Annotated in this window: 19 protein-coding genes and 6 tRNA genes; 17 read left to right on the top strand and 8 right to left on the bottom strand. The window is 60.9% G+C overall.

Going from position 1 to position 17,516, the window contains the following annotated elements:
- Positions 1–22 precede the first annotated feature (22 nt).
- From ACEN84_RS17960 to ACEN84_RS17950, 3 genes are read left to right on the top strand one after another with little or no spacing between them, the layout of a single operon-like run.
- Positions 23–1,225 carry an amino acid ABC transporter permease gene (locus ACEN84_RS17960; protein WP_413709433.1) on the top strand — a complete coding sequence of 401 codons (1,203 nt, stop codon included), beginning with the start codon at positions 23–25 and terminating at the stop codon, positions 1,223–1,225.
- Position 1,226: 1 nt separating this feature from the next.
- A complete protein-coding gene (locus ACEN84_RS17955; protein ID WP_413709432.1) occupies positions 1,227–2,381 on the top strand; it encodes an amino acid ABC transporter permease in 1,155 nt (384 codons plus the stop codon).
- Between the two features lie 18 nt (positions 2,382–2,399).
- Positions 2,400–3,167 carry an amino acid ABC transporter ATP-binding protein gene (locus tag ACEN84_RS17950; protein WP_112711687.1) on the top strand — a complete coding sequence of 256 codons (768 nt, stop codon included), beginning with the start codon at positions 2,400–2,402 and terminating at the stop codon, positions 3,165–3,167.
- A gap of 67 nt (positions 3,168–3,234) precedes the next feature.
- Here the strand turns inward: ACEN84_RS17950 and ACEN84_RS17945 are convergent, their stop codons facing one another.
- Entirely contained in the window at positions 3,235–3,948 is a 714-nt protein-coding gene (locus tag ACEN84_RS17945) for a hypothetical protein (protein WP_112711685.1), read from the bottom strand.
- A 312-nt stretch (positions 3,949–4,260) separates the two neighbouring features.
- Between ACEN84_RS17945 and ACEN84_RS17940 the strand changes: the two genes are divergently transcribed.
- The 4 genes from ACEN84_RS17940 to ACEN84_RS17925 all read left to right on the top strand — a co-directional run bounded on the left by ACEN84_RS17940 (position 4,261) and on the right by ACEN84_RS17925 (position 5,761).
- Complete coding sequence (locus ACEN84_RS17940; protein WP_130278404.1) at positions 4,261–4,548, top strand: hypothetical protein; 288 nt, start codon at positions 4,261–4,263, stop codon at positions 4,546–4,548.
- Positions 4,549–4,557: 9 nt separating this feature from the next.
- The gene (locus tag ACEN84_RS17935; protein WP_413709431.1) at positions 4,558–5,157 is read left to right on the top strand and encodes a Pr6Pr family membrane protein; all 600 of its coding nucleotides are present in this window, start codon (positions 4,558–4,560) and stop codon (positions 5,155–5,157) included.
- Positions 5,158–5,222: 65 nt separating this feature from the next.
- Positions 5,223–5,552 (top strand): hypothetical protein, encoded by a 330-nt coding sequence (locus tag ACEN84_RS17930; RefSeq protein ID WP_413709430.1) that lies wholly within the window; start codon positions 5,223–5,225, stop codon positions 5,550–5,552.
- 132 nt (positions 5,553–5,684) lie between these two features.
- Positions 5,685–5,761: transfer RNA gene (locus ACEN84_RS17925), tRNA-Thr, on the top strand.
- A 146-nt stretch (positions 5,762–5,907) separates the two neighbouring features.
- Here the strand turns inward: ACEN84_RS17925 and ACEN84_RS17920 are convergent.
- The 3 genes from ACEN84_RS17920 to ACEN84_RS17910 all read right to left on the bottom strand — a co-directional run bounded on the left by ACEN84_RS17920 (position 5,908) and on the right by ACEN84_RS17910 (position 8,151).
- Positions 5,908–5,984, bottom strand: a tRNA-Arg gene (locus ACEN84_RS17920).
- A gap of 42 nt (positions 5,985–6,026) precedes the next feature.
- The gene (locus tag ACEN84_RS17915) at positions 6,027–6,332 is read right to left on the bottom strand and encodes an ETC complex I subunit (protein ID WP_112711677.1); all 306 of its coding nucleotides are present in this window, start codon (positions 6,330–6,332) and stop codon (positions 6,027–6,029) included.
- 169 nt (positions 6,333–6,501) lie between these two features.
- A complete protein-coding gene (locus ACEN84_RS17910; protein WP_413709429.1) occupies positions 6,502–8,151 on the bottom strand; it encodes a phosphoethanolamine transferase in 1,650 nt (549 codons plus the stop codon).
- A 185-nt stretch (positions 8,152–8,336) separates the two neighbouring features.
- Here ACEN84_RS17910 and ACEN84_RS17905 point away from each other — a divergent pair.
- Together ACEN84_RS17905 and ACEN84_RS17900 are read left to right on the top strand one after the other, a co-directional pair.
- A tRNA-Pro gene (locus ACEN84_RS17905) sits at positions 8,337–8,413 on the top strand.
- A 56-nt stretch (positions 8,414–8,469) separates the two neighbouring features.
- Positions 8,470–8,679 (top strand): hypothetical protein, encoded by a 210-nt coding sequence (locus ACEN84_RS17900; protein WP_130278408.1) that lies wholly within the window; start codon positions 8,470–8,472, stop codon positions 8,677–8,679.
- A gap of 15 nt (positions 8,680–8,694) precedes the next feature.
- On the opposite strand, the gene ACEN84_RS17895 is transcribed toward ACEN84_RS17900, so the two are convergent.
- Positions 8,695–9,192, bottom strand: a complete 498-nt coding sequence (locus tag ACEN84_RS17895) for a DUF192 domain-containing protein (protein WP_413709428.1) — start codon at positions 9,190–9,192, stop codon at positions 8,695–8,697.
- Positions 9,192–9,770 (bottom strand): cold-shock protein, encoded by a 579-nt coding sequence (locus ACEN84_RS17890; protein ID WP_112711631.1) that lies wholly within the window; start codon positions 9,768–9,770, stop codon positions 9,192–9,194. The genes ACEN84_RS17895 and ACEN84_RS17890 overlap by 1 nt, the downstream gene beginning before the upstream one ends.
- Before the next feature lie 195 nt (positions 9,771–9,965).
- Here ACEN84_RS17890 and gloA point away from each other — a divergent pair, with 195 nt between their 5' ends.
- The 4 genes from gloA (at position 9,966) to ACEN84_RS17870 (ending at position 12,072) form a co-directional block, all read left to right on the top strand.
- Positions 9,966–10,406: a lactoylglutathione lyase gene (gloA, locus tag ACEN84_RS17885; RefSeq protein WP_130278410.1), complete on the top strand. Its 441-nt coding sequence runs from the start codon at positions 9,966–9,968 to the stop codon at positions 10,404–10,406.
- 154 nt (positions 10,407–10,560) lie between these two features.
- On the top strand, positions 10,561–11,652 hold the full coding sequence (locus ACEN84_RS17880) for a D-Ala-D-Ala carboxypeptidase family metallohydrolase (protein ID WP_413709427.1): 1,092 nt from the start codon (positions 10,561–10,563) through the stop codon (positions 11,650–11,652).
- A 196-nt stretch (positions 11,653–11,848) separates the two neighbouring features.
- Positions 11,849–11,923, top strand: a tRNA-Glu gene (locus ACEN84_RS17875).
- 74 nt (positions 11,924–11,997) lie between these two features.
- Positions 11,998–12,072, top strand: a tRNA-Glu gene (locus ACEN84_RS17870).
- 34 nt (positions 12,073–12,106) lie between these two features.
- On the opposite strand, the gene ACEN84_RS17865 is transcribed toward ACEN84_RS17870, so the two are convergent.
- On the bottom strand, positions 12,107–12,274 hold the full coding sequence (locus tag ACEN84_RS17865) for a hypothetical protein (RefSeq protein ID WP_165402600.1): 168 nt from the start codon (positions 12,272–12,274) through the stop codon (positions 12,107–12,109).
- Between the two features lie 253 nt (positions 12,275–12,527).
- Here ACEN84_RS17865 and ACEN84_RS17860 point away from each other — a divergent pair.
- A tRNA-Glu gene (locus ACEN84_RS17860) sits at positions 12,528–12,602 on the top strand.
- Between the two features lie 127 nt (positions 12,603–12,729).
- Here ACEN84_RS17860 and ACEN84_RS17855 read toward each other — a convergent pair.
- Positions 12,730–13,611 (bottom strand): capsular polysaccharide synthesis protein, encoded by an 882-nt coding sequence (locus tag ACEN84_RS17855; RefSeq protein WP_162708611.1) that lies wholly within the window; start codon positions 13,609–13,611, stop codon positions 12,730–12,732.
- Between the two features lie 275 nt (positions 13,612–13,886).
- Here ACEN84_RS17855 and ACEN84_RS17850 point away from each other — a divergent pair, with 275 nt between their 5' ends.
- Genes ACEN84_RS17850 through rfbB form a run of 3 tightly spaced genes read left to right on the top strand, consistent with a single transcriptional unit; the run spans position 13,887 to position 17,514 of the window.
- Positions 13,887–15,869, top strand: a complete 1,983-nt coding sequence (locus ACEN84_RS17850; protein WP_413709426.1) for a glycosyltransferase family 1 protein — start codon at positions 13,887–13,889, stop codon at positions 15,867–15,869.
- A gap of 2 nt (positions 15,870–15,871) precedes the next feature.
- Complete coding sequence (rfbC, locus tag ACEN84_RS17845; RefSeq protein ID WP_413709425.1) at positions 15,872–16,438, top strand: dTDP-4-dehydrorhamnose 3,5-epimerase; 567 nt, start codon at positions 15,872–15,874, stop codon at positions 16,436–16,438.
- Positions 16,439–16,458: 20 nt separating this feature from the next.
- Complete coding sequence (gene rfbB, locus ACEN84_RS17840) at positions 16,459–17,514, top strand: dTDP-glucose 4,6-dehydratase (protein WP_413709424.1); 1,056 nt, start codon at positions 16,459–16,461, stop codon at positions 17,512–17,514.
- Positions 17,515–17,516 lie beyond the last annotated feature (2 nt).

Raw genomic sequence — 17,516 nt, 5'->3', positions numbered from 1 at the left:
CACATAGGGGATTAGGCTCGGCATGACGCAAGAGGCTGTGCACACGACACCTTTGCCGGAGAGCCGCTGGACGCTCCAGTCGGCACTTTACGACCCCAAGTTAAGGGGCATCTTTTTCCAGGTTCTGACCGTAGTTCTGCTCGTTGGTTTCATAGCGTGGGTCGCTCACAATACGGCGATCAACCTGCAACGCAGCAACACGGCATCTGGCTTCGCATTTCTCAATGGGCGCGCAGGCTTCGAAATCGGCCAGTCGCTGATCTCCTATTCGAGCGATTCGACCTACGGCCGGGCGCTCGTCGTCGGCATCCTGAACACCATTCTCGTTGCCATCACCGGCATCATCACTGCGACGATCATCGGCTTCATCGTCGGCATCGGACGCCTGTCGCATAACTGGCTGATCGCCAAGCTCTGCACCGTCTATGTCGAGGTGTTCCGCAACATCCCGCCGCTGCTCGTCATCTTCTTCTGGTATTCGGGCGTTCTCGCCGTGCTGCCGCAACCGCGCGAATCCCTGCACCTGCCCTTCAGCATGTTCCTGAACAACCGCGGCCTCGCCTTCCCGAAGCCGATGTTCGAGGCGGGCATGTGGGTGGTGCTCGCCGCCCTCGTCATCGGCATCATCGCGACCGTGATCACGGCACGCTGGGCGCACAAGCGTCAGGCCGCGACCGGCAAGCAGTTTCACACGATCTGGGTATCGATCGCGCTGATCGCCGGCCTGCCGATCCTCGCCTTCCTGGTGACCGGCCTGCCTATCTCCTTCGACGTGCCGGTGGCCGGCAAGTTCAACCTGACCGGCGGTTCCGTCGTCGGCCCGGAATTCATGTCGCTGTTTTTGGCATTGTCCTTCTACACCGCAGCCTTCATCGCCGAGATCGTGCGTGCCGGTATCCGCGGTGTGCCGAAGGGCCAGTCGGAGGCGGCCGGTGCACTCGGCCTGTATCCGTCCTCGGTTACCCGCCTCGTCGTCGTGCCGCAGGCCTTCCGCATCATCATTCCGCCGCTCACCAGCCAGTATCTGAACCTGACCAAGAATTCGTCGCTGGCAATCGCCGTCGGCTTCTCGGATCTCGTTGCCGTCGGGGGTACGACGCTCAACCAGACCGGCCAGTCGATCGAGGTCGTCGTCGTCTGGATCGTCGTCTATCTCGGGCTCAGCGTGCTCACCTCGCTGTTCATGAACTGGTTCAACGCCAAGATGGCACTGGTGGAGAGATAAGATGTCCGGCTCGAACATTTCTTTCGTCCGCAATGCCATGCTGGAGCCAGAACCGGCTCCGGCAAGCCAGCGCGGCGCAATCGCCTGGATCAGGCGCAACCTGCTCGCAACACCGAAGGACATCGTGCTGACGGTGATTGCGATCGCGGCACTCGCCTGGGTGCTGCCGCACATGATCAACTGGCTGTTCATCCAGGCCGTCTGGACCGGCACCGACCGCACCTTCTGCGCCACGACCGTCCAGGGCGGCACGCAGCCTGATGGATGGAGCGGCGCCTGCTGGGCCTTCGTCAACGCCAAGCTCGATCAGTTCGTCTATGGCCGCTATACGCTCGATGAGCGCTGGCGCCCGACGCTGGTGTTCATCATGTTCGCAGCGCTGCTGACGCCGATGCTGATCCCGTCGATGCCGCGCAAGGGCCTGAACGCGCTGCTGCTGTTCGTTGCCTTGCCGCTCGTGTCGATCTGGCTGCTTTACGGCGGCTTCGGTCTCGAGATCGTCGAGACGCCGCTCTGGGGCGGCCTCTTGGTGACGCTCGTGGTCTCCTTCGTCGGTATCGCCGTGTCGCTGCCCTTCGGCATCATCCTGGCGCTCGGACGTCGCTCGCAGATGCCGGTCGTGAAGATGGTCTGCGTCATCTTCATCGAGGTGATCCGCGGCATTCCGCTGATCACCGTCCTGTTCATGGCGAGCGTCATGCTACCGCTGTTCCTGCCGCAGGGCTGGAATGTCGACAAGCTGATCCGCGCCGTCATCGGCGTATCGATCTTCGCGTCCGCTTATATGGCCGAAGTCATCCGCGGCGGCCTGCAGGCCATTCCGAAGGGTCAATATGAGGGCGCCGCTTCGCTCGGCCTCGGCTATTGGCAGAAGATGCGGCTGATCATTTTGCCGCAGGCGATCAAGCTCGTCATCCCTGGCATCGTCAACACGTTCATTGGTATGTTCAAGGATACCTCGCTGGTGTCGATCATCAGCATGTTCGACCTGCTCGGCATCGTTCGCCTGAACTTCTCTGACGGCAACTGGGCCTCTGCAGTCACACCATTGACAGGATTGATCTTTGCTGGCTTCGTCTTCTGGATTTTCTGCTTCGGCATGTCGCGCTATTCGGTGTTCGTGGAACGCCATCTCGACACCGGCCACAAACGATAAGAATTGAGGGTAACAACTATGGCTGAAGCTAAAAAGCTCACCGTCTCCGCGACCGAGGTCGCCGTCGAAATCACCAATATGAACAAGTGGTACGGCGACTTCCACGTTCTGCGTGACATCAATCTGAAGGTCATGAAGGGCGAGCGCATCGTCATCGCCGGCCCGTCGGGCTCTGGTAAGTCGACGATGATCCGCTGCATCAACCGTCTGGAAGAGCACCAGAAGGGCCAGATCGTCGTCGATGGCACCGAGCTCACCAACGACCTGAAGAAGATCGACGAAGTGCGCCGCGAAGTCGGCATGGTGTTCCAGCACTTCAACCTCTTCCCGCATCTGACGATCCTGGAAAACTGCACGCTGGCACCGATCTGGGTGCGCAAGATGCCGAAGAAGCAGGCCGAGGAAGTCGCCATGCACTTCCTCAAGCGCGTCAAGATCCCGGAACAGGCCAACAAGTATCCGGGCCAGCTCTCCGGCGGTCAGCAGCAGCGCGTGGCAATTGCCCGCTCGCTGTGCATGAACCCCAAGATCATGCTGTTCGATGAGCCGACCTCGGCTCTCGACCCTGAAATGATCAAGGAAGTGCTCGACACCATGGTCGGTCTCGCCGAAGAAGGCATGACGATGCTCTGCGTCACCCACGAAATGGGCTTTGCCCGCCAGGTCGCCAACCGCGTCATCTTCATGGACCAGGGCCAGATCGTCGAACAGAACTCGCCCGCCGAGTTCTTCGATAATCCCCAGCACGAGCGCACCAAGCTCTTCCTCAGCCAGATCCTCCATTGAGGCTCACCCGTTCCCAAAAAAGCCGCCGGAGCGATCCGGCGGCTTTTTCGTTTGGGCGGGATATCCGTCAGCGGGATGCCAGCGTGCGCAGCATCTTGCAGAGACCGGCGAGACCCGAGTCATAACCGCCCGCTGCCACGTCGCGGCAGCGCACCAGCATCTTCTTCTGGTCGCTCGGATCCATCCTGCTGAACTCGCGCGCCACGGCACCGGGCGTGATATTGGCACCATTGCCGTTGCTGCCGGTCGCGCTGCCGCCGATCCCGAGACCGAGGGTGGCGCCGACGCTGTTGCCGACGTCGGCGCCGACATTGGCGTTGATGCCGCTGCGCCCACCGACGGAAGCAGTGACATCGGCATCGAGCAGCTGGCTGCCGCCTGCCGTTGCACCCACCTTAGCGTTGACGCCGTTGCTGCCGCCGGCAGAGACATCTGCATTGATGTCGGCGAGCTTGCTGCTGCTCAGCGCATTGGCGCCGACCTTGGCCTTGACGCCGTCGCTGCCGCCGACCGTTGCGTCGACATCGGCATCGACGAGGCCTTTCGAGCCGCCGACCGTGGCATTCGTATTGGCGTTGATGCCCTTCGAACCGCCGACGGATGCTCCGACATTGGCACCGAGGCCGCCGGAGCTGCCTGACGACACGCCGACGCTGGCATTCACACCATTGCTGCCGCCGATCGAGATATCAAGCGCGTGAGCAGCGCCGAGCGGCATGACAAAAATCGAGCAGGCGGTTGCGAGAACGGCAAGCCGGGTCCTGGAATAAGCGTAAGTCATTGTACTCCTCCGTTTTCCAAATGCCGGATTTGACCGGCAGCCGAAAATCGAGGGAACGCGCGAACCATCGATCGAGTGGACCCGGCCATTGCAGCCAAGCCCATGGACAGCGAACGTAAGAATATTAGAATTGTTTCACGCAACCAAACCTCTAGGTTAGCGCGAAGAAAAGATCGAAGCCGGCCGCTCCGATACGGGACACTTTCTCGTCATCAGCGGGCCGTTTGCGAATCGGCGCGCTTCCGGGCCATAGAAAAAAGACTGCGAAATCCTAGTTCTAAGATGCAGCCTTGCCGCTGATGGAGCACTCCGATGAAACTTACCCTTGCCTCAGTTCTGATCGCTGCAGCGCTGCTCTCCGGATGCAATACCGCGGGCGGCGATATCTCCGGCCCCGGCCTGGCGCCGATCCCGGGGAGCATCACCTATAACGGCCAGCCGCGCACGAAGCTGACGAAGTCGCCGATCGGCTCCTATTTCCCGCATACATTCGTGGATGCCCGCGGCCGCGAGGTGGAGGAAACCTATATCATCCGCCCGGATCGCAGCCTGATGATCGCCAACCGCGTTTACCGGCCGATCTTCCGCTGGAACGATTGATCCGCACACATGGAGAGGCTCGCGGCTGCCATCATTGCTCTGACCGCCTGGACTGGCCTTGCCATCCAGCTCGATGCCAGTATCGCGATGTCCGGTTCGGCACCTGAAGCCATATGGGTAATGGTGCGCTACTTCACGATCCTCACCAATCTCGCCGTCGCGCTTGTCATGACGGCGGCAGCCTTCGACCTCAAACGGATCGCCACGCCGCTCGTTCTCGGCGGCGTCACGACGAGCATCATCCTCGTCGGCGTGGTGTTTGCGCTGCTGCTGCGCGGCATGGTGGAGCTCAGCGGCGGGGCGGCCGTGGCCGATGCCCTCAATCACCGCGTCACACCGCTGCTGATGACCGTCTATTGGCTGATTGTGGTGCGCAAGCACGCCCTGCCCTCCACCGCCCCGCTGCTCTGGACACTGCCGCCGCTCGTCTATTTTCCCTATGCGATGATCCGCGGGCGGATCGAGGGGATCTATGCCTACCCCTTCCTCGATATCCACAGCATCGGCTGGGGCGGCGTGCTCCTCCACGCGCTGGCGATGGGTGCCGGCCTGCTGCTGCTCGGCTACGCCATGTTGGCGGTCAACCGGCAGGCGCACCGCGCGCCCTAGATGCCCTGCTGGAACAAATAAGCGTGAAAGCCATTCTCCTTTCCACGAGAAGAGGAGTAGAGACAATGACATACGATCCGAACAACCTGAATGATCCGAATCGCCCGCTCAACCCGACGAACGGTCCGGACTTCCGCACCACACCCGTCGGCGCCCGTAAATCCAGCTCCTGGGTGGGCTGGGTCGCAGCCATCGCGGTGATCGCCGTTGCCGCCTTCGCCTATATGGAATGGAACGGCACGCCCGATACCGACCCGCAGACGACGGCTTCGACCAAGAGCGAACCGGCAGCTCCGGTTCCCGCGCCGGCAACGCCGATGGCCCCGGCCGACAACAATGCCGCCCCTGCCCCGGCAACCCCGCCCGCACCCGGTGGTGGCGCCACGCAGCAGTAATCTGATCGAAGGCCCGGTGTTCGCACCGGGCCTTCTTCCTTGATGCGGCGCAAGCCCGTTAAGCTTACCCGCTAACCCTGATGAAAAGAACGCATTGCCCGCCCGCCCGGCCGGGTCTATCGAATGCCTCACGCCCCTTGTAGCTCAACCGCTAGAGCAGCTGCGTTGTCAGCAGCCGATCCAGGTTCAACTCCTCGGCAGGGGCACCATTCTTCCGCAAGATGCTATCAACTACCGGCGAGCACGAGCTCTGCTTAACTGGTCCCACAGCTACAGACTGGCTAGGCACTGACTTTGCGAAGAACTGATATGTTTGAAGCGCTGTATGGGGCCCGGAGTGGCACCTGAAATCAAATGGCGACCCCTGCAGGACTCGAACCTGCGACCTGCTGCTTAGAAGGCAGCTGCTCTATCCAGTTGAGCTAAGGGGCCGGCCGGCCGCCATGAATGGCGGCTAACGCGGTATGCCTGAAATCAGTGCGTCCAGGGCTGCGTGCGGGTATAGCGGAAATTATCCGGATAGGCGACAGTCTGGCGGATCGGGTCCTTCGGCTGCAGTACGCGGTATTCGATGCCGTTGCGCTTGGCATAGGCTTCGGCCAGTTCCTGCGTCTCGAAGGTCAGCTTGACCTGCTGGCGCATGTCTCCGGACGAGGTGTAGCCCATGACCGGATCGATCTTGCGCGGCTGCTCCTGATCGAATTCGAGCACCCAGAGATGCGTCTTGGCCTTGCCGGACTGCATGGCGGTCTTGGCTGGACGGTAGATCTTGGCAGACATCGCGGCATTCGCCTCCGGATAAGCGGTTTCACCCGCGGATATTTCAACCTTCCGCGCCTGATGCGGCACGGTTCTCTGCGCCAGTGATAGCGCAAAGAGATGAATTTTGCTTATCCGCGAATCCGCCGGGTTTCAAGAAAAAAGCCGAGGCAAAGCCAACTGCCGCAGTTCAATTGGAGGCAAGCTTGTCCGCTGGCTTGCGGCAGGGCGAAACGAGGTCGAGCGAAGCGTCGCGAACGCTGGTCTCGACTTCCATCAATCCGAGCACGCTGTGGAACATGTTGTCGTGCGAGGCCGGGTGCTTGGCGCGCTCGGCGATGCAGGCGGTGTCGAGCCGCGTCTCGCTGGCGAATTCATCCGACAGCCACAGCGCCATCGGCACATGCGTCTGCTCAGCGGGCGCGATGAAATAGGGAGCACCATGCAGATAGATGCCGTTTTCACCGAGCGATTCGCCGTGATCCGAGAGATAGAGCATGGAGCCGGCGAGCTGGTCCTGATGGGCCTTCAGCTTGTCGATGACGGCAGCGATCACCTGGTCGGTCATGACGATCGTGTTGTCATAGGCGTTCGTGATTTCCTCGGGCTTGCAGGTGGCGAAATCGGCGGCGCGGCAATCCGGCGTGAAGCGGCGGGCCGAATCGGGATAGCGCAGGTAATAGGCCGGGCCGTGGCTGCCGAGCTGGTGCAGCACCAGCACGCTATCGCCCTTCACGTTGGCGAGCCAGTCGTCCAGCTTGTCGAGCAAGATCGTGTCCAGGCATTCGCCATCCTTGCAGAAGCGCGGATCGCGGGTGTCGGGCAGATACTTGTACTTGATGCGGTCGGCGACGCCATAGGTGCCGGTATCGTTGTCCCACCATTCGACATCGATCTTGGCGTGGCCGAGCACGTCGGTCAGATTGTCGGTCGTCAGGCCCTTGCGGTAATTATAGACGCCGCGTGGATAGACCGAGAACATGCAGGGGATGGAGACGGCCGTCTCCGTGCCGCAGCTCGTCACGTCCGGGAAGAAGGTGACGCCACGGGCCTTCATCTCGGGATTGGTGTCGCGGCCGTAGCCGGCCAGCGAGAATTCCTTGCCGCGCGCCGTTTCGCCGGCAACGATCACCAGCACGCGCGGCTTGCCGGGTGCGGCAGGCGGCAGCTGATGCGCATCGGTGCCGATCGGCTGGCGCACGAGGTTCAGGTTATCGCCGTAGGTGGCCGTGTAATAGATCGCGCTGCCGATCGGGAAATGCGGATTGATCGTCATCATCATGTCGCGGTGAATGCGCCCGACGGCGGCATAGGTCGGATAGAAGCCCATGCCGACGATCGCGATCAGTGCGATGCAAGGGATGATGACCGCCATGTTGTGCAGGAACTTGCTCGGGAACGGCCGGTGGACGATGCGCACGGCGGCAATCAGCAGCGACGGCACGACGCCCAACAGCAGCATGTAGAGCATGAATTTGCCGGTGATCAGGTGCCCGGCTTCCGACGAGGTGGTCACCGCGGCGTTACGGATCATCTCGCGGTCGATGATCGTGCCGAATCGATCGGTGAACCATGCGGCAGCGACAGCCGCGAGCAACAGCACGATCAGCACCGGCTTCATCAGATATTTCACCGAAAACGTGACGGCGATCGCCACCGTCAGCGCGATCATTCCGGCGACGAAGCCGACGAAGGCCGGCCGGTGGCCGTCGAAATAGACATAGGCCCGGCTCCAGAACGTGTAATTGGCGACGATGAGGATGTAGAGGGAAACGATGACGGCGAGCGTGATGCTGCCGATCGCCGGGCGCCACGACGCCGTCTTCTGTTCTGTTGCCATGCTATCAGGTTCGCTCCGGCGCAGCGGCACTTTACGACTCGCGCCAGCACCGCAATCTCAAAATCGGGGCGACCATGGCGGTGCTTCCTGACACTATCCTGAACGCAAAAGCCGCAACGAAGCACGGGACAAGCGCGTTTTTGATATTGCGGGGTCACGGTGAAGCGTGTATTGCCCCCTTCATTCGGAGTGTAGCGCAGTCTGGTAGCGCATCTGGTTTGGGACCAGAGGGTCGGGAGTTCGAATCTCTCCACTCCGACCATTTCCCTTAAATCTCTATCTTCCGCAGGCGGTGACCCGCCCGAGCAGGAGCCGATCATGCAAGTCGAAATCCCCTGCCCCAAATGCGGCAAGACACGAATGAACTTCCCGCGTCCGCAGCCGCTCGATGACGACATCATCACCTGCTACAGCTGCAATTTCGAGCTGGGGACCTATGGCTCGGTGAAGGCGAAGATGGCGCGGTTCATGGAACGCGTGCGCCAGGAAGCCGTCGCCCAGGCGCAGGCTGCCCGCAAGAAGCAGTAGGCTTCTTCTTCTCTTCTATTTGGTGATCGTCGGGCTGGCGGCCTTGTCGCCGACCTTGATGCCGAGCTTCTTGACGATGCCGGCGTTGAGCTCGACGACATATTTCACCGATCCCATCGAATCGATGATGTCTTCCGAATAGGGAACGGCATTTTCCTTGATGTGGCGGATGACGCCGGTGCTGTCGATGAACAGCATGTCGAGCGGCAGGATGGTGTTTTCCATCCACATCGTCACTCGGCGCGACTGGCCGAAATCGAACAGCATGCCGCCATTCTCGGCCATTTCCTTGCGGTACATCAGGCCGTATTGCCGCTGCTCGTTGGTCGAGGCGATCTCGACGGTGAAGTTCAGCAGCTTGCCGGATGCCGTCTGGACGACCAGCGGCTCCCTGGCAAAGACCATCTGCTGTTCCTGTTGCGCGAAGCCGGGCATGGGGGCTGCCGTCGCCACAATGAAAAAAAGCGCCAAGAAGGCGCCTTTGATTCTATGCATTGTCCTCATCCTGAACATCAGTGGGCGCGGCTTGCCGGGCTCGGCATATCCGGGTGGATCTCGGCAGCCATCAGACCCTTGTCACCGGGCCCGAAGCGCACCAGCACAACCTGACCCGGGCGCAGCTCGGTCAGGCCGAAACGGCGCAGCGTTTCCATGTGAACGAAGATATCCTCGGTGCCCTCGCCGCGCGTCAGGAAGCCGAAGCCCTTGGTGCGGTTGAACCACTTGACCAGCGCACGCTCAAGGCCGCTCGTGGCGGTCACCTGGACGTGGGTACGAACCGGCGGCAGTTGCGAGGGATGAACCGCTGTGGACTGGTCCATGGAGAGGATCTTGAAGGCCTGATAGCCACGTTCGCGGCGCTGGATCAGCGCGACGATGCGGGTGCCTTCGAGGATCGTCTGGTAGCCATCGCGGCGCAGGCATGTGACGTGAAGAAGGACGTCCTGCATGCCGTTGTCTGGAACGATGAAACCGAAACCCTTGGCAACATCAAACCATTTGACGACACCGGTGATTTCAATGAGATCGACGGCATCCCCCGATAGCTCGTCGAGATCACTGAACTCCTTCGATGAAATCCTATCAGCCATGTCGCCAGCCCCTCATTACGCGTCACACTGTTACGGTTAACTGATTCTTGAAATCAAGATTAACATCTTGGTAACGGATAAGCGCAAGTCCTGTTTTTGGTTATTCCCAGTTGCTGATTTTAGCGGCATGTCTTGCCCGAAGCTGACCATGCGTCACCTATCCGGGCTAGGCTCCAACATTCGAAAGGAAATAGAATGCGTTATCTTCATACCATGGTTCGCGTGAAGGACCTCGACGCCTCGTTGCATTTCTACTGCACATTGTTCGGACTGAAGGAAATCCGCCGTTCCGAGAATGAAAAAGGCCGTTTCACACTCGTTTTCCTTGCTGCCACGGATGATATCGCCGAAGCACAGCAGAAGGGCGCCCCCTGCCTCGAGCTCACCTACAATTGGGATAGCGAGGATTATACGGGCGGACGCAACTTCGGCCACCTCGCTTATGAGGTCGACGATATTTATCAGACCTGCCAGCAGCTGATGGACCAGGGAATCACCATCAACCGTCCGCCGCGTGACGGGCGCATGGCCTTCGTGCGCTCGCCGGATGGAATCTCGATCGAGATTCTGCAGAAAAACGGCAGCCTGCCGGCGGCCGAACCGTGGCTTTCCATGGGCAATACCGGCGCCTGGTAAGCCGGGGCTTTAGCGAGGCTTGCGGCTTTGGCGATTTCGGGCTCCGGCCACGTCTTCGCTCTTGCCGCAGCCACGGCCCGCATGCACCCTCCGGCCAAATCAGGCAGCCCGGCCCATCCGTGGCTGCTCCCGTATTTGTCCGGAGAGCTTTCGCTTGCCCCATCTTCGAACGCGACCGTTCCTCTTTCTGACCGCCGTTTCGGCCCTGGCGCTGACCGGCTGCGTCTCCAGCCAGAAGGCGCTTGATTCTGCCGAGGCGACGCCTGCTCCGGCGGCCGCCGCCGCGCAGCAGCAGACCGCCATGGCGCCGGGCGCACCCGGCCAGCAAACCCAGAAGACACCTGGCTATCGCGACCCGATGGTCAGCAATGTCGGCCAGCAGCAGACAACGGCGGCCGATCCCAATGCCACGGCAAACATGGCACCGGGCTCGACTCAGATGCAGCCCGCCAATATCGGCGGCATGGCGATGCAGTCGACCCGCATCAACGCCAATTCGATGAGCATCTTCTCGTCGCAGCCGGTGATGCCGCAGAACAACCGGACGTCGACGATCATCCAGCCGGCCGATGCCAATGCCTATGCGCCGGTTCAGGGCGGGCTGACGGGCTCGCGCGCCGGCGTGTTCGGCACGCAGCCCGGCCAGCAGGTGCAGCCGAATGCGCAGGGCGAAATCTTGCCGCCGCAACAATCGTCGCAGAATACCAGCACGCAGATCGCGCCGTCCTACCAGACCGCATCGCTTGCAACCGGCAGCCTGCCTGGAGGCTCCAGCAATGCGCTCTATGCCGCGCCGAAGCAGAACCTGATGGGCAGCCTCTCCGGCCTCCTGCAGAAGGCCTCCCTGCCTGGCATGACCCGTGTCGCGCCGAACGGCGTGCATGTACAGAATGCCAGCGTCGAAGTCAGCTGTTTCAAACCGAATCTGCTGAACGTCATCAAGACCGTCGAGACGCATTTCGGCAAACCCGTCGTCGTCACCTCGGGCTACCGCGATCCCGAGCACAACCGCATGGTCGGCGGCGCCGAGGAATCGATGCACAAGAGCTGCGATGCCGCCGACATCAAGATCGACGGCGTCTCGAAATGGGATATCGCGAGCTACATCCGCTCGCTGCCGGGCCGCGGCGGCGTCGGCACCTATTGCCATACCGACTCCGTCCATCTCGACACCGGCAACAACCGCGACTGGAACTGGGGCTGCGGCGCCCGGCGCGGCAGCCCGCCAAGCGCTCGCGCGATCTGAACGAAGAGCGCGGTTGCCGTGCCTTAACGTCAACCGCGCGGCCCTCATCAAACACCCATTCACAGGGCATTGATTTAGCAGGGTAAATTTGAATCTCCCTGCACAAACATAGCCTTGTCATTTTTTTGATAGAATTGCGATTTTCCCGCTTGCGGGATTCCAAGACCCTGACTATAAGGGCGCCACCACGAAGGAAGCGCCCTTCGTCTATCGGTTAGGACACCAGATTTTCATTCTGGGAAGAGGGGTTCGACTCCCCTAGGGCGTGCCACTTCTCTCTTCAAAACATCGCTGTTTTGACGCTTGTACAGCAGGCACTCTCTCCCCATTTATTCCTCATCGCCGGCGCCCTTCGTCTATCGGTCAGGACGGCAGATTCTCATTCTGCAAAGAGGGGTTCGATTCCCCTAGGGCGTGCCAGAAAAAGGCCCCGCCGAAGCGAGGCCCTTCTCCACTATCCGTCGTTGGCTCTTGCCTTCGGTCCTTCCTTGGAGGTGACCGAGGCGGTCTTGCCATCGGGCTGCTGCCCGAAATAGGTCCCGCCGAGATGGCCGCCACCGCTGGTGTGCTCGACCTGGCGCTCGGCGCGCTTCTGGATTTCCTTGACGTCAGTCTTGCTCATAAGTGTCTCCATTGTTGAGGTGGTGACATCTGAACAACCGGTGACGGCCAGATTCGTTTCAAACTTTTCCGGGCGACAACGCGTAGACGCGGCAGATCGAGGAAAGAGCGCATGGCGCGATCCCCTGCTCTCCAGGGGCTTCAGCGCTTTCTCGGGGGCATTTCCACAAGCCGTGAAAAAATCTACGGAATTTCGCATTTTACCGCTTGCGGGTCAGAAAGGTGCTGACTATAAGGGCGCCACCACGAAGGAAGCGCCCTTCGTCTATCGGTTAGGACACCAGATTTTCATTCTGGGAAGAGGGGTTCGACTCCCCTAGGGCGTGCCACTTCTGGATCTTCCAGAAATTGTTATTCCTGAATAATTCCGCTTCGCCTCGCGGCGTTCTGGACTGGTTGCGTCAGTTGATGCGGTGCCGCCGCAAGACGTGATGTCCTGCGGCGGGGAGCGTCCCCCTATCGGAAAATCACCGGGTCTTCGCGGGCGATCATGTCGAAGAACGAGCCGGCCGCCGGTGGGCTCACCTTGTAGGTCAGCTTGTGCACCGGCATCAGGTTCTCGATCGCCTTGAAGGTCGATTCGTCGAACGGATACATCAGCCGGTGCTGCATCTCGTGGGCGTGGTAGGAGCTATAGCGCGGCGCCTTCTGCCATTCGGCGTTCAAATCCGCGTTGATGGTCACCGCGCATTCGAACAGGTGATGGAAGATGAAGTAGTTGATCAGCTGGTCGTTTTCGAGCCAGTAGCTGATCAGCATTTCCCTCAGGGCGCTGACGAGCGGATGTTCGGGCCGCGCGGTCATGAACCAGTTGGACAGCAGATATGGATCGGCGTCGCGCGTGAAAGCGAAGAATTCGGAGTTCATCATATCAGGCCGCGGCGCGTCGGTCAGAAACACCGTCGCATCCATCCAGGTGCCGCCGTATTTGTGCAGCAGCTCGACGCGCAGCATATCTGAAAAATGCGTCTTCGATTTTGCCTTGACCCGCTCGGATGCAACGGGATGCGGCTTGATATAGCGGCCGATCGCATTGTCATCGAGAATGATGATCTCACGTTCCGGAAGATGGCGTTCGACCGATCTCAGGCAGCTCTGGACGATTGGCGGAGCATTGTCGCGGCCCTGCGCCCAATATAGCCAGACCGGGCCCTCGAACGAGGCCGGCACCGGGCGTGGCTGCGTCTGGTGATAGGTCAGCCTTTCAGGCACAGCATATTGCAGCAACACGGCGCGGGCCTCGATCTCCTTCCGGTTCCGGGAAACCATGGTTTCCAACCAGCGGCGGAGATCGTCCTCACGCGAGGCGAAAACGTTCTCGGTATTATTGTCGGTCATGAGGGACCTCTTTCGTCGGAACAGCCAGGGCCTGAAATATGTGCCCAGATAGCAAATAGGGTTGAATGAAGCCGCGGCGGCGGGCGGCAGCGACTCTTGTACAGGAGATTCGCACCGGTTTGCTATGGCGAGATGACAGCGGGAATCCCGGCCTTGGCAGGCCATTCTTCCAACAGGGTGGCGCAAGCTTCGATGCCGATAGTCCGGCCGATAACGCCGGATTGGGCTTGCGGGACTTCCCTTTCCGCGGCGGACGGCATTCGAAGGACCGGACTTTGACGATCAACCAGCCAATTCCAACCACCCTGCCCGCCGGCCTGCCGAGCCTGGAAAGCCTGAGGGGCAAGGCGGCGCAATCCGGATCGGTGATCGTCTACCAGCCATACCTCCACGCCGGGCAGCTCGCCCAGCTCGATCCGGCAGCGCTGCCCTTCGACATTTCCTTCAATACGCAATCGACGACCCGCGAATACGAGCTGTTCCGGATACTTCACGAGCATCATCTGCAGGCGGGCCTGCCGGACGACATGTTCTGGGGGCTGCTGTCCAGCAAGTTCGAGACGAAATCGGTCTCCAGCCTGCAGTCCTTCATTTCCGAAGCGACGAAGGCGTGCGCCGATGGCGCCGATGCCTATCTCTACAATCCCTTGATCGGCCACGCGGCGATCTACAGCAATGTCTGGGAACATGCCCTGATGGGCGGACATCCGGGCATGGAACCGATCTTCACCTTCCTGAGGGATAGCGGCTTTGCGATCGCGCTTCCGCAGGGGCAGACGACCTTCTTCTTCTGCAACTATTTCGCCGGTAACCGGAAATTCTGGTCCGGCTATTTCGCCTTCTGCGAACATGTGCTGAACGCACTCGAACAGGAAGCCTTGCGTGGCACTGCTGCCGGACGCGCCTATAGCGGCACCGCGAACTACAGCCGCGATGGCAACGCCGCCATGCGGCCCTTCGTCATCGAGCGGCTTCTTGGCCTCTACATTCCGCATGCGGTCGCGAGCGGCATGAAGGTTTCGGCTTTCTCGCCGTCGGCTGCGGATTTCGAATGGAAGTTCGGCGCCCGCACCGGGCGCCTGCTTCACGATCTCTTCGAGCGCAAGGAAGCCTTCCTGCAGACCCGTGAGCCGTCCAGGCTGGAAGCCTGGCAGGAGGGCCGCATGCCTGTCGCCAAGGAGCCGCATCTGATCTGGAACGCCGACGATCCGCCGGCCTGGGTGCCGCGCGGCACCTTCCCGAAGAGCGAACTTGCGCCCCGCGCCTCCAGCGTCAACGACACGTCGCTGCCGCCAGTCAATCCGGCCGCACTCGCAGCCCTGACGCAGCCGCTTGCGCCGCTGTCGGCTGCGGCACCGGCCGCGAAGATGCTGCAGGCCTTCGAGGGCGGCTGGGAGGCCCACAAGGACAAGCACTGCATCTGGATCGTCACGCCGCGAGGCTACAATCACAGCCACGCATTCGACGAGGTGGCGCTCGCGCTGCAGGGCGCCTTCCAGGAGCTCGGTGGTTCGGCTCCGATCGTTCGCGAGATGCACGAGTTCGCCGGGCGCTCGCCGATCATCTACGGCGGCAACCTGCTGTCTCTCGAGATTATCCAGAAACTGCCGAAAGACAGCGTCGTCATCAATCTCGAACAGGTCTCGGACGAGAGCACCTGGATGAACGAGCGCTACAGCGCCGTTCTCAAGGCTTTCCCGGTGCTGGATTACAGCCCGCGCAACCGGCGCAACCTTGCGGCCAAGGGCATCGAGCATGCCGGCGTGCTGGAGATCGGCTACAGCGAGTGCCTGTCGCAGATCCGGCATGCGCCGGTGAAGGATATCGACGTCCTGTTCTATGGCTCGATGAACGATCGCCGCCGCGAAATTCTCATTTCGCTGCATGAGGCAGGCCTGAAGGTCGTGCATCTCTTCAACGTCTATGGTGCCGAACGCGATGCGGCGATCGCGCGCGCCAAGATCGTCATCAATATCCATCACTATGCCAGCGGCGTTTTCGAGATCGTCCGCATCTCCTATCTGCTCGCCAACCGCGTCTGCGTGTTGACCGAGGGCGATATCGAGGATCCGGATCTCGATCCCTTCATCGGCGGGCTCGCCGTCGAGCCCTATGACGATCTCGTCGAGCGCTGCAAGGAATTGCTCGCCGACCATGCGGAACGCGAACAGATCGCCGAGAACGGCTATAATGCCATGCGGGCACGCTCCCAGGCGGCTATGCTGATGAGCGTGATGCAGGTAGGGAATAGAGACTGACGATGCGCATCGAGACCACGAAAATTGACGGCGTGCTGAAGATCATCCCGGCGCGCCATGGCGATCACCGCGGCTATTTCTCCGAGGTGTTCAAGGACGGCTGGTTCCGTGAGAACGTCGCCGATGTGTCCTTCGTTCAGGATAACGAATCGCTTTCGGCGCAGGTTGGCACTTTGCGCGGGCTGCACTTCCAAACAGCACCTTTCGCACAGGGCAAGCTCGTACGCTGCCTGCGGGGCCGGATCTTCGACGTCGCGGTGGATATCCGCGCCGGATCTCCGACGTTCGGGCAATGGCTCGGCGAAGAACTGACGCCTGAGAACGGCGTTCAGCTATGGGTCCCGGCAGGCTTTGCGCATGGCTTTGCGACCTTGGATTCTGATACCGTCATCAGCTATAAGGTGACCGCACCTTATAGCCCGGCGAATGACAGCGGCATTTTGTGGAGCGATCCAGATATCGGCATTGCCTGGCCAGTTGCGGAGGCAGACGCAGTGCTTTCGGACAAGGACAGGAAGCTACCAAAGCTTGCCGATATTCCGGCCTATTTCGAATATTCTGCGCAGTGATTGAAAAGGACGTTTCGGCAATGCGGGTGATGGTAACGGGGGGAGCGGGTTTCATCGGTTCGGCGCTGGTGCGCCATCTGGTGGACACGGTGGGAGCTGACGTTCTCAATATCGACAAGCTGACCTATGCCGGCAATCTGGCCTCGCTGTCTTCGGTCGACAACGCCGCCAACTACCGGTTCCTGCGCGCCGATATCTGCGACCGCGCCGCGATGCAGGAGGCGTTTGACTCCTTCCGGCCCGAGATCGTCATGCATCTCGCCGCCGAGAGCCATGTCGACCGCTCGATTTCGGGTGCGGGCGATTTCATCCAGACCAATATCGTCGGCACCTTCAGCCTGCTCGATGCGGCGCGCGGCTACTGGGATGGTCTTGAGGTCGAGGCCAAAAGCGCTTTCCGCTTTCTGCATGTCTCGACCGATGAAGTCTACGGTTCGCTCGGCGATGACGGGCTCTTCGAGGAAGTGACGGCTTACGATCCATCTTCGCCCTACTCGGCCTCGAAGGCGGCGAGCGACCATCTGGCGATTGCCTGGCACCGGACCTATGGGCTGCCGGTCGTGGTGTCGAACTGCTCCAACAATTACGGCCCGTTCCACTTCCCGGAAAAGCTGATCCCGCTGATGATCCTCAATGCGCTGGAGGGCAAGCCGCTGCCGGTTTACGGCAACGGTGCAAATATCCGCGACTGGCTCTATGTCGAGGATCATGCACGGGCGCTGTTCACCATTGCCTCACGCGGCCGACCCGGCGAGAAGTACAATGTCGGAGGCCGCAACGAGCGGCGCAACATCGAGGTGGTCAACCGCATCTGCGCGATTCTCGATGGCGTATTTCCGGGCAAGGAGGCGCATTCGCGGCTGATCACCAATGTCACCGACCGGCCGGGGCACGACGCGCGCTATGCCATCGATGCCACCAAGCTCGAGACCGAGCTCGGCTGGAAGGCGGAAGAGAATTTCGACAGCGGCATCGAAAAGACCGTCCGCTGGTATCTCGACAATGAATGGTGGTGGCGGCCGCTGCGCGACAATGTCTATTCCGGCGAACGCCTTGGCACTTTCAAGGGGCGATGACG

This window comes from Rhizobium sp. Rhizsp82, from assembly GCF_047325115.1.
Lineage (GTDB): Bacteria > Pseudomonadota > Alphaproteobacteria > Rhizobiales > Rhizobiaceae > Rhizobium.
Note: the sequence above shows the minus strand (reverse complement) of the source record. Positions and strands in the feature narration are given on the sequence as shown.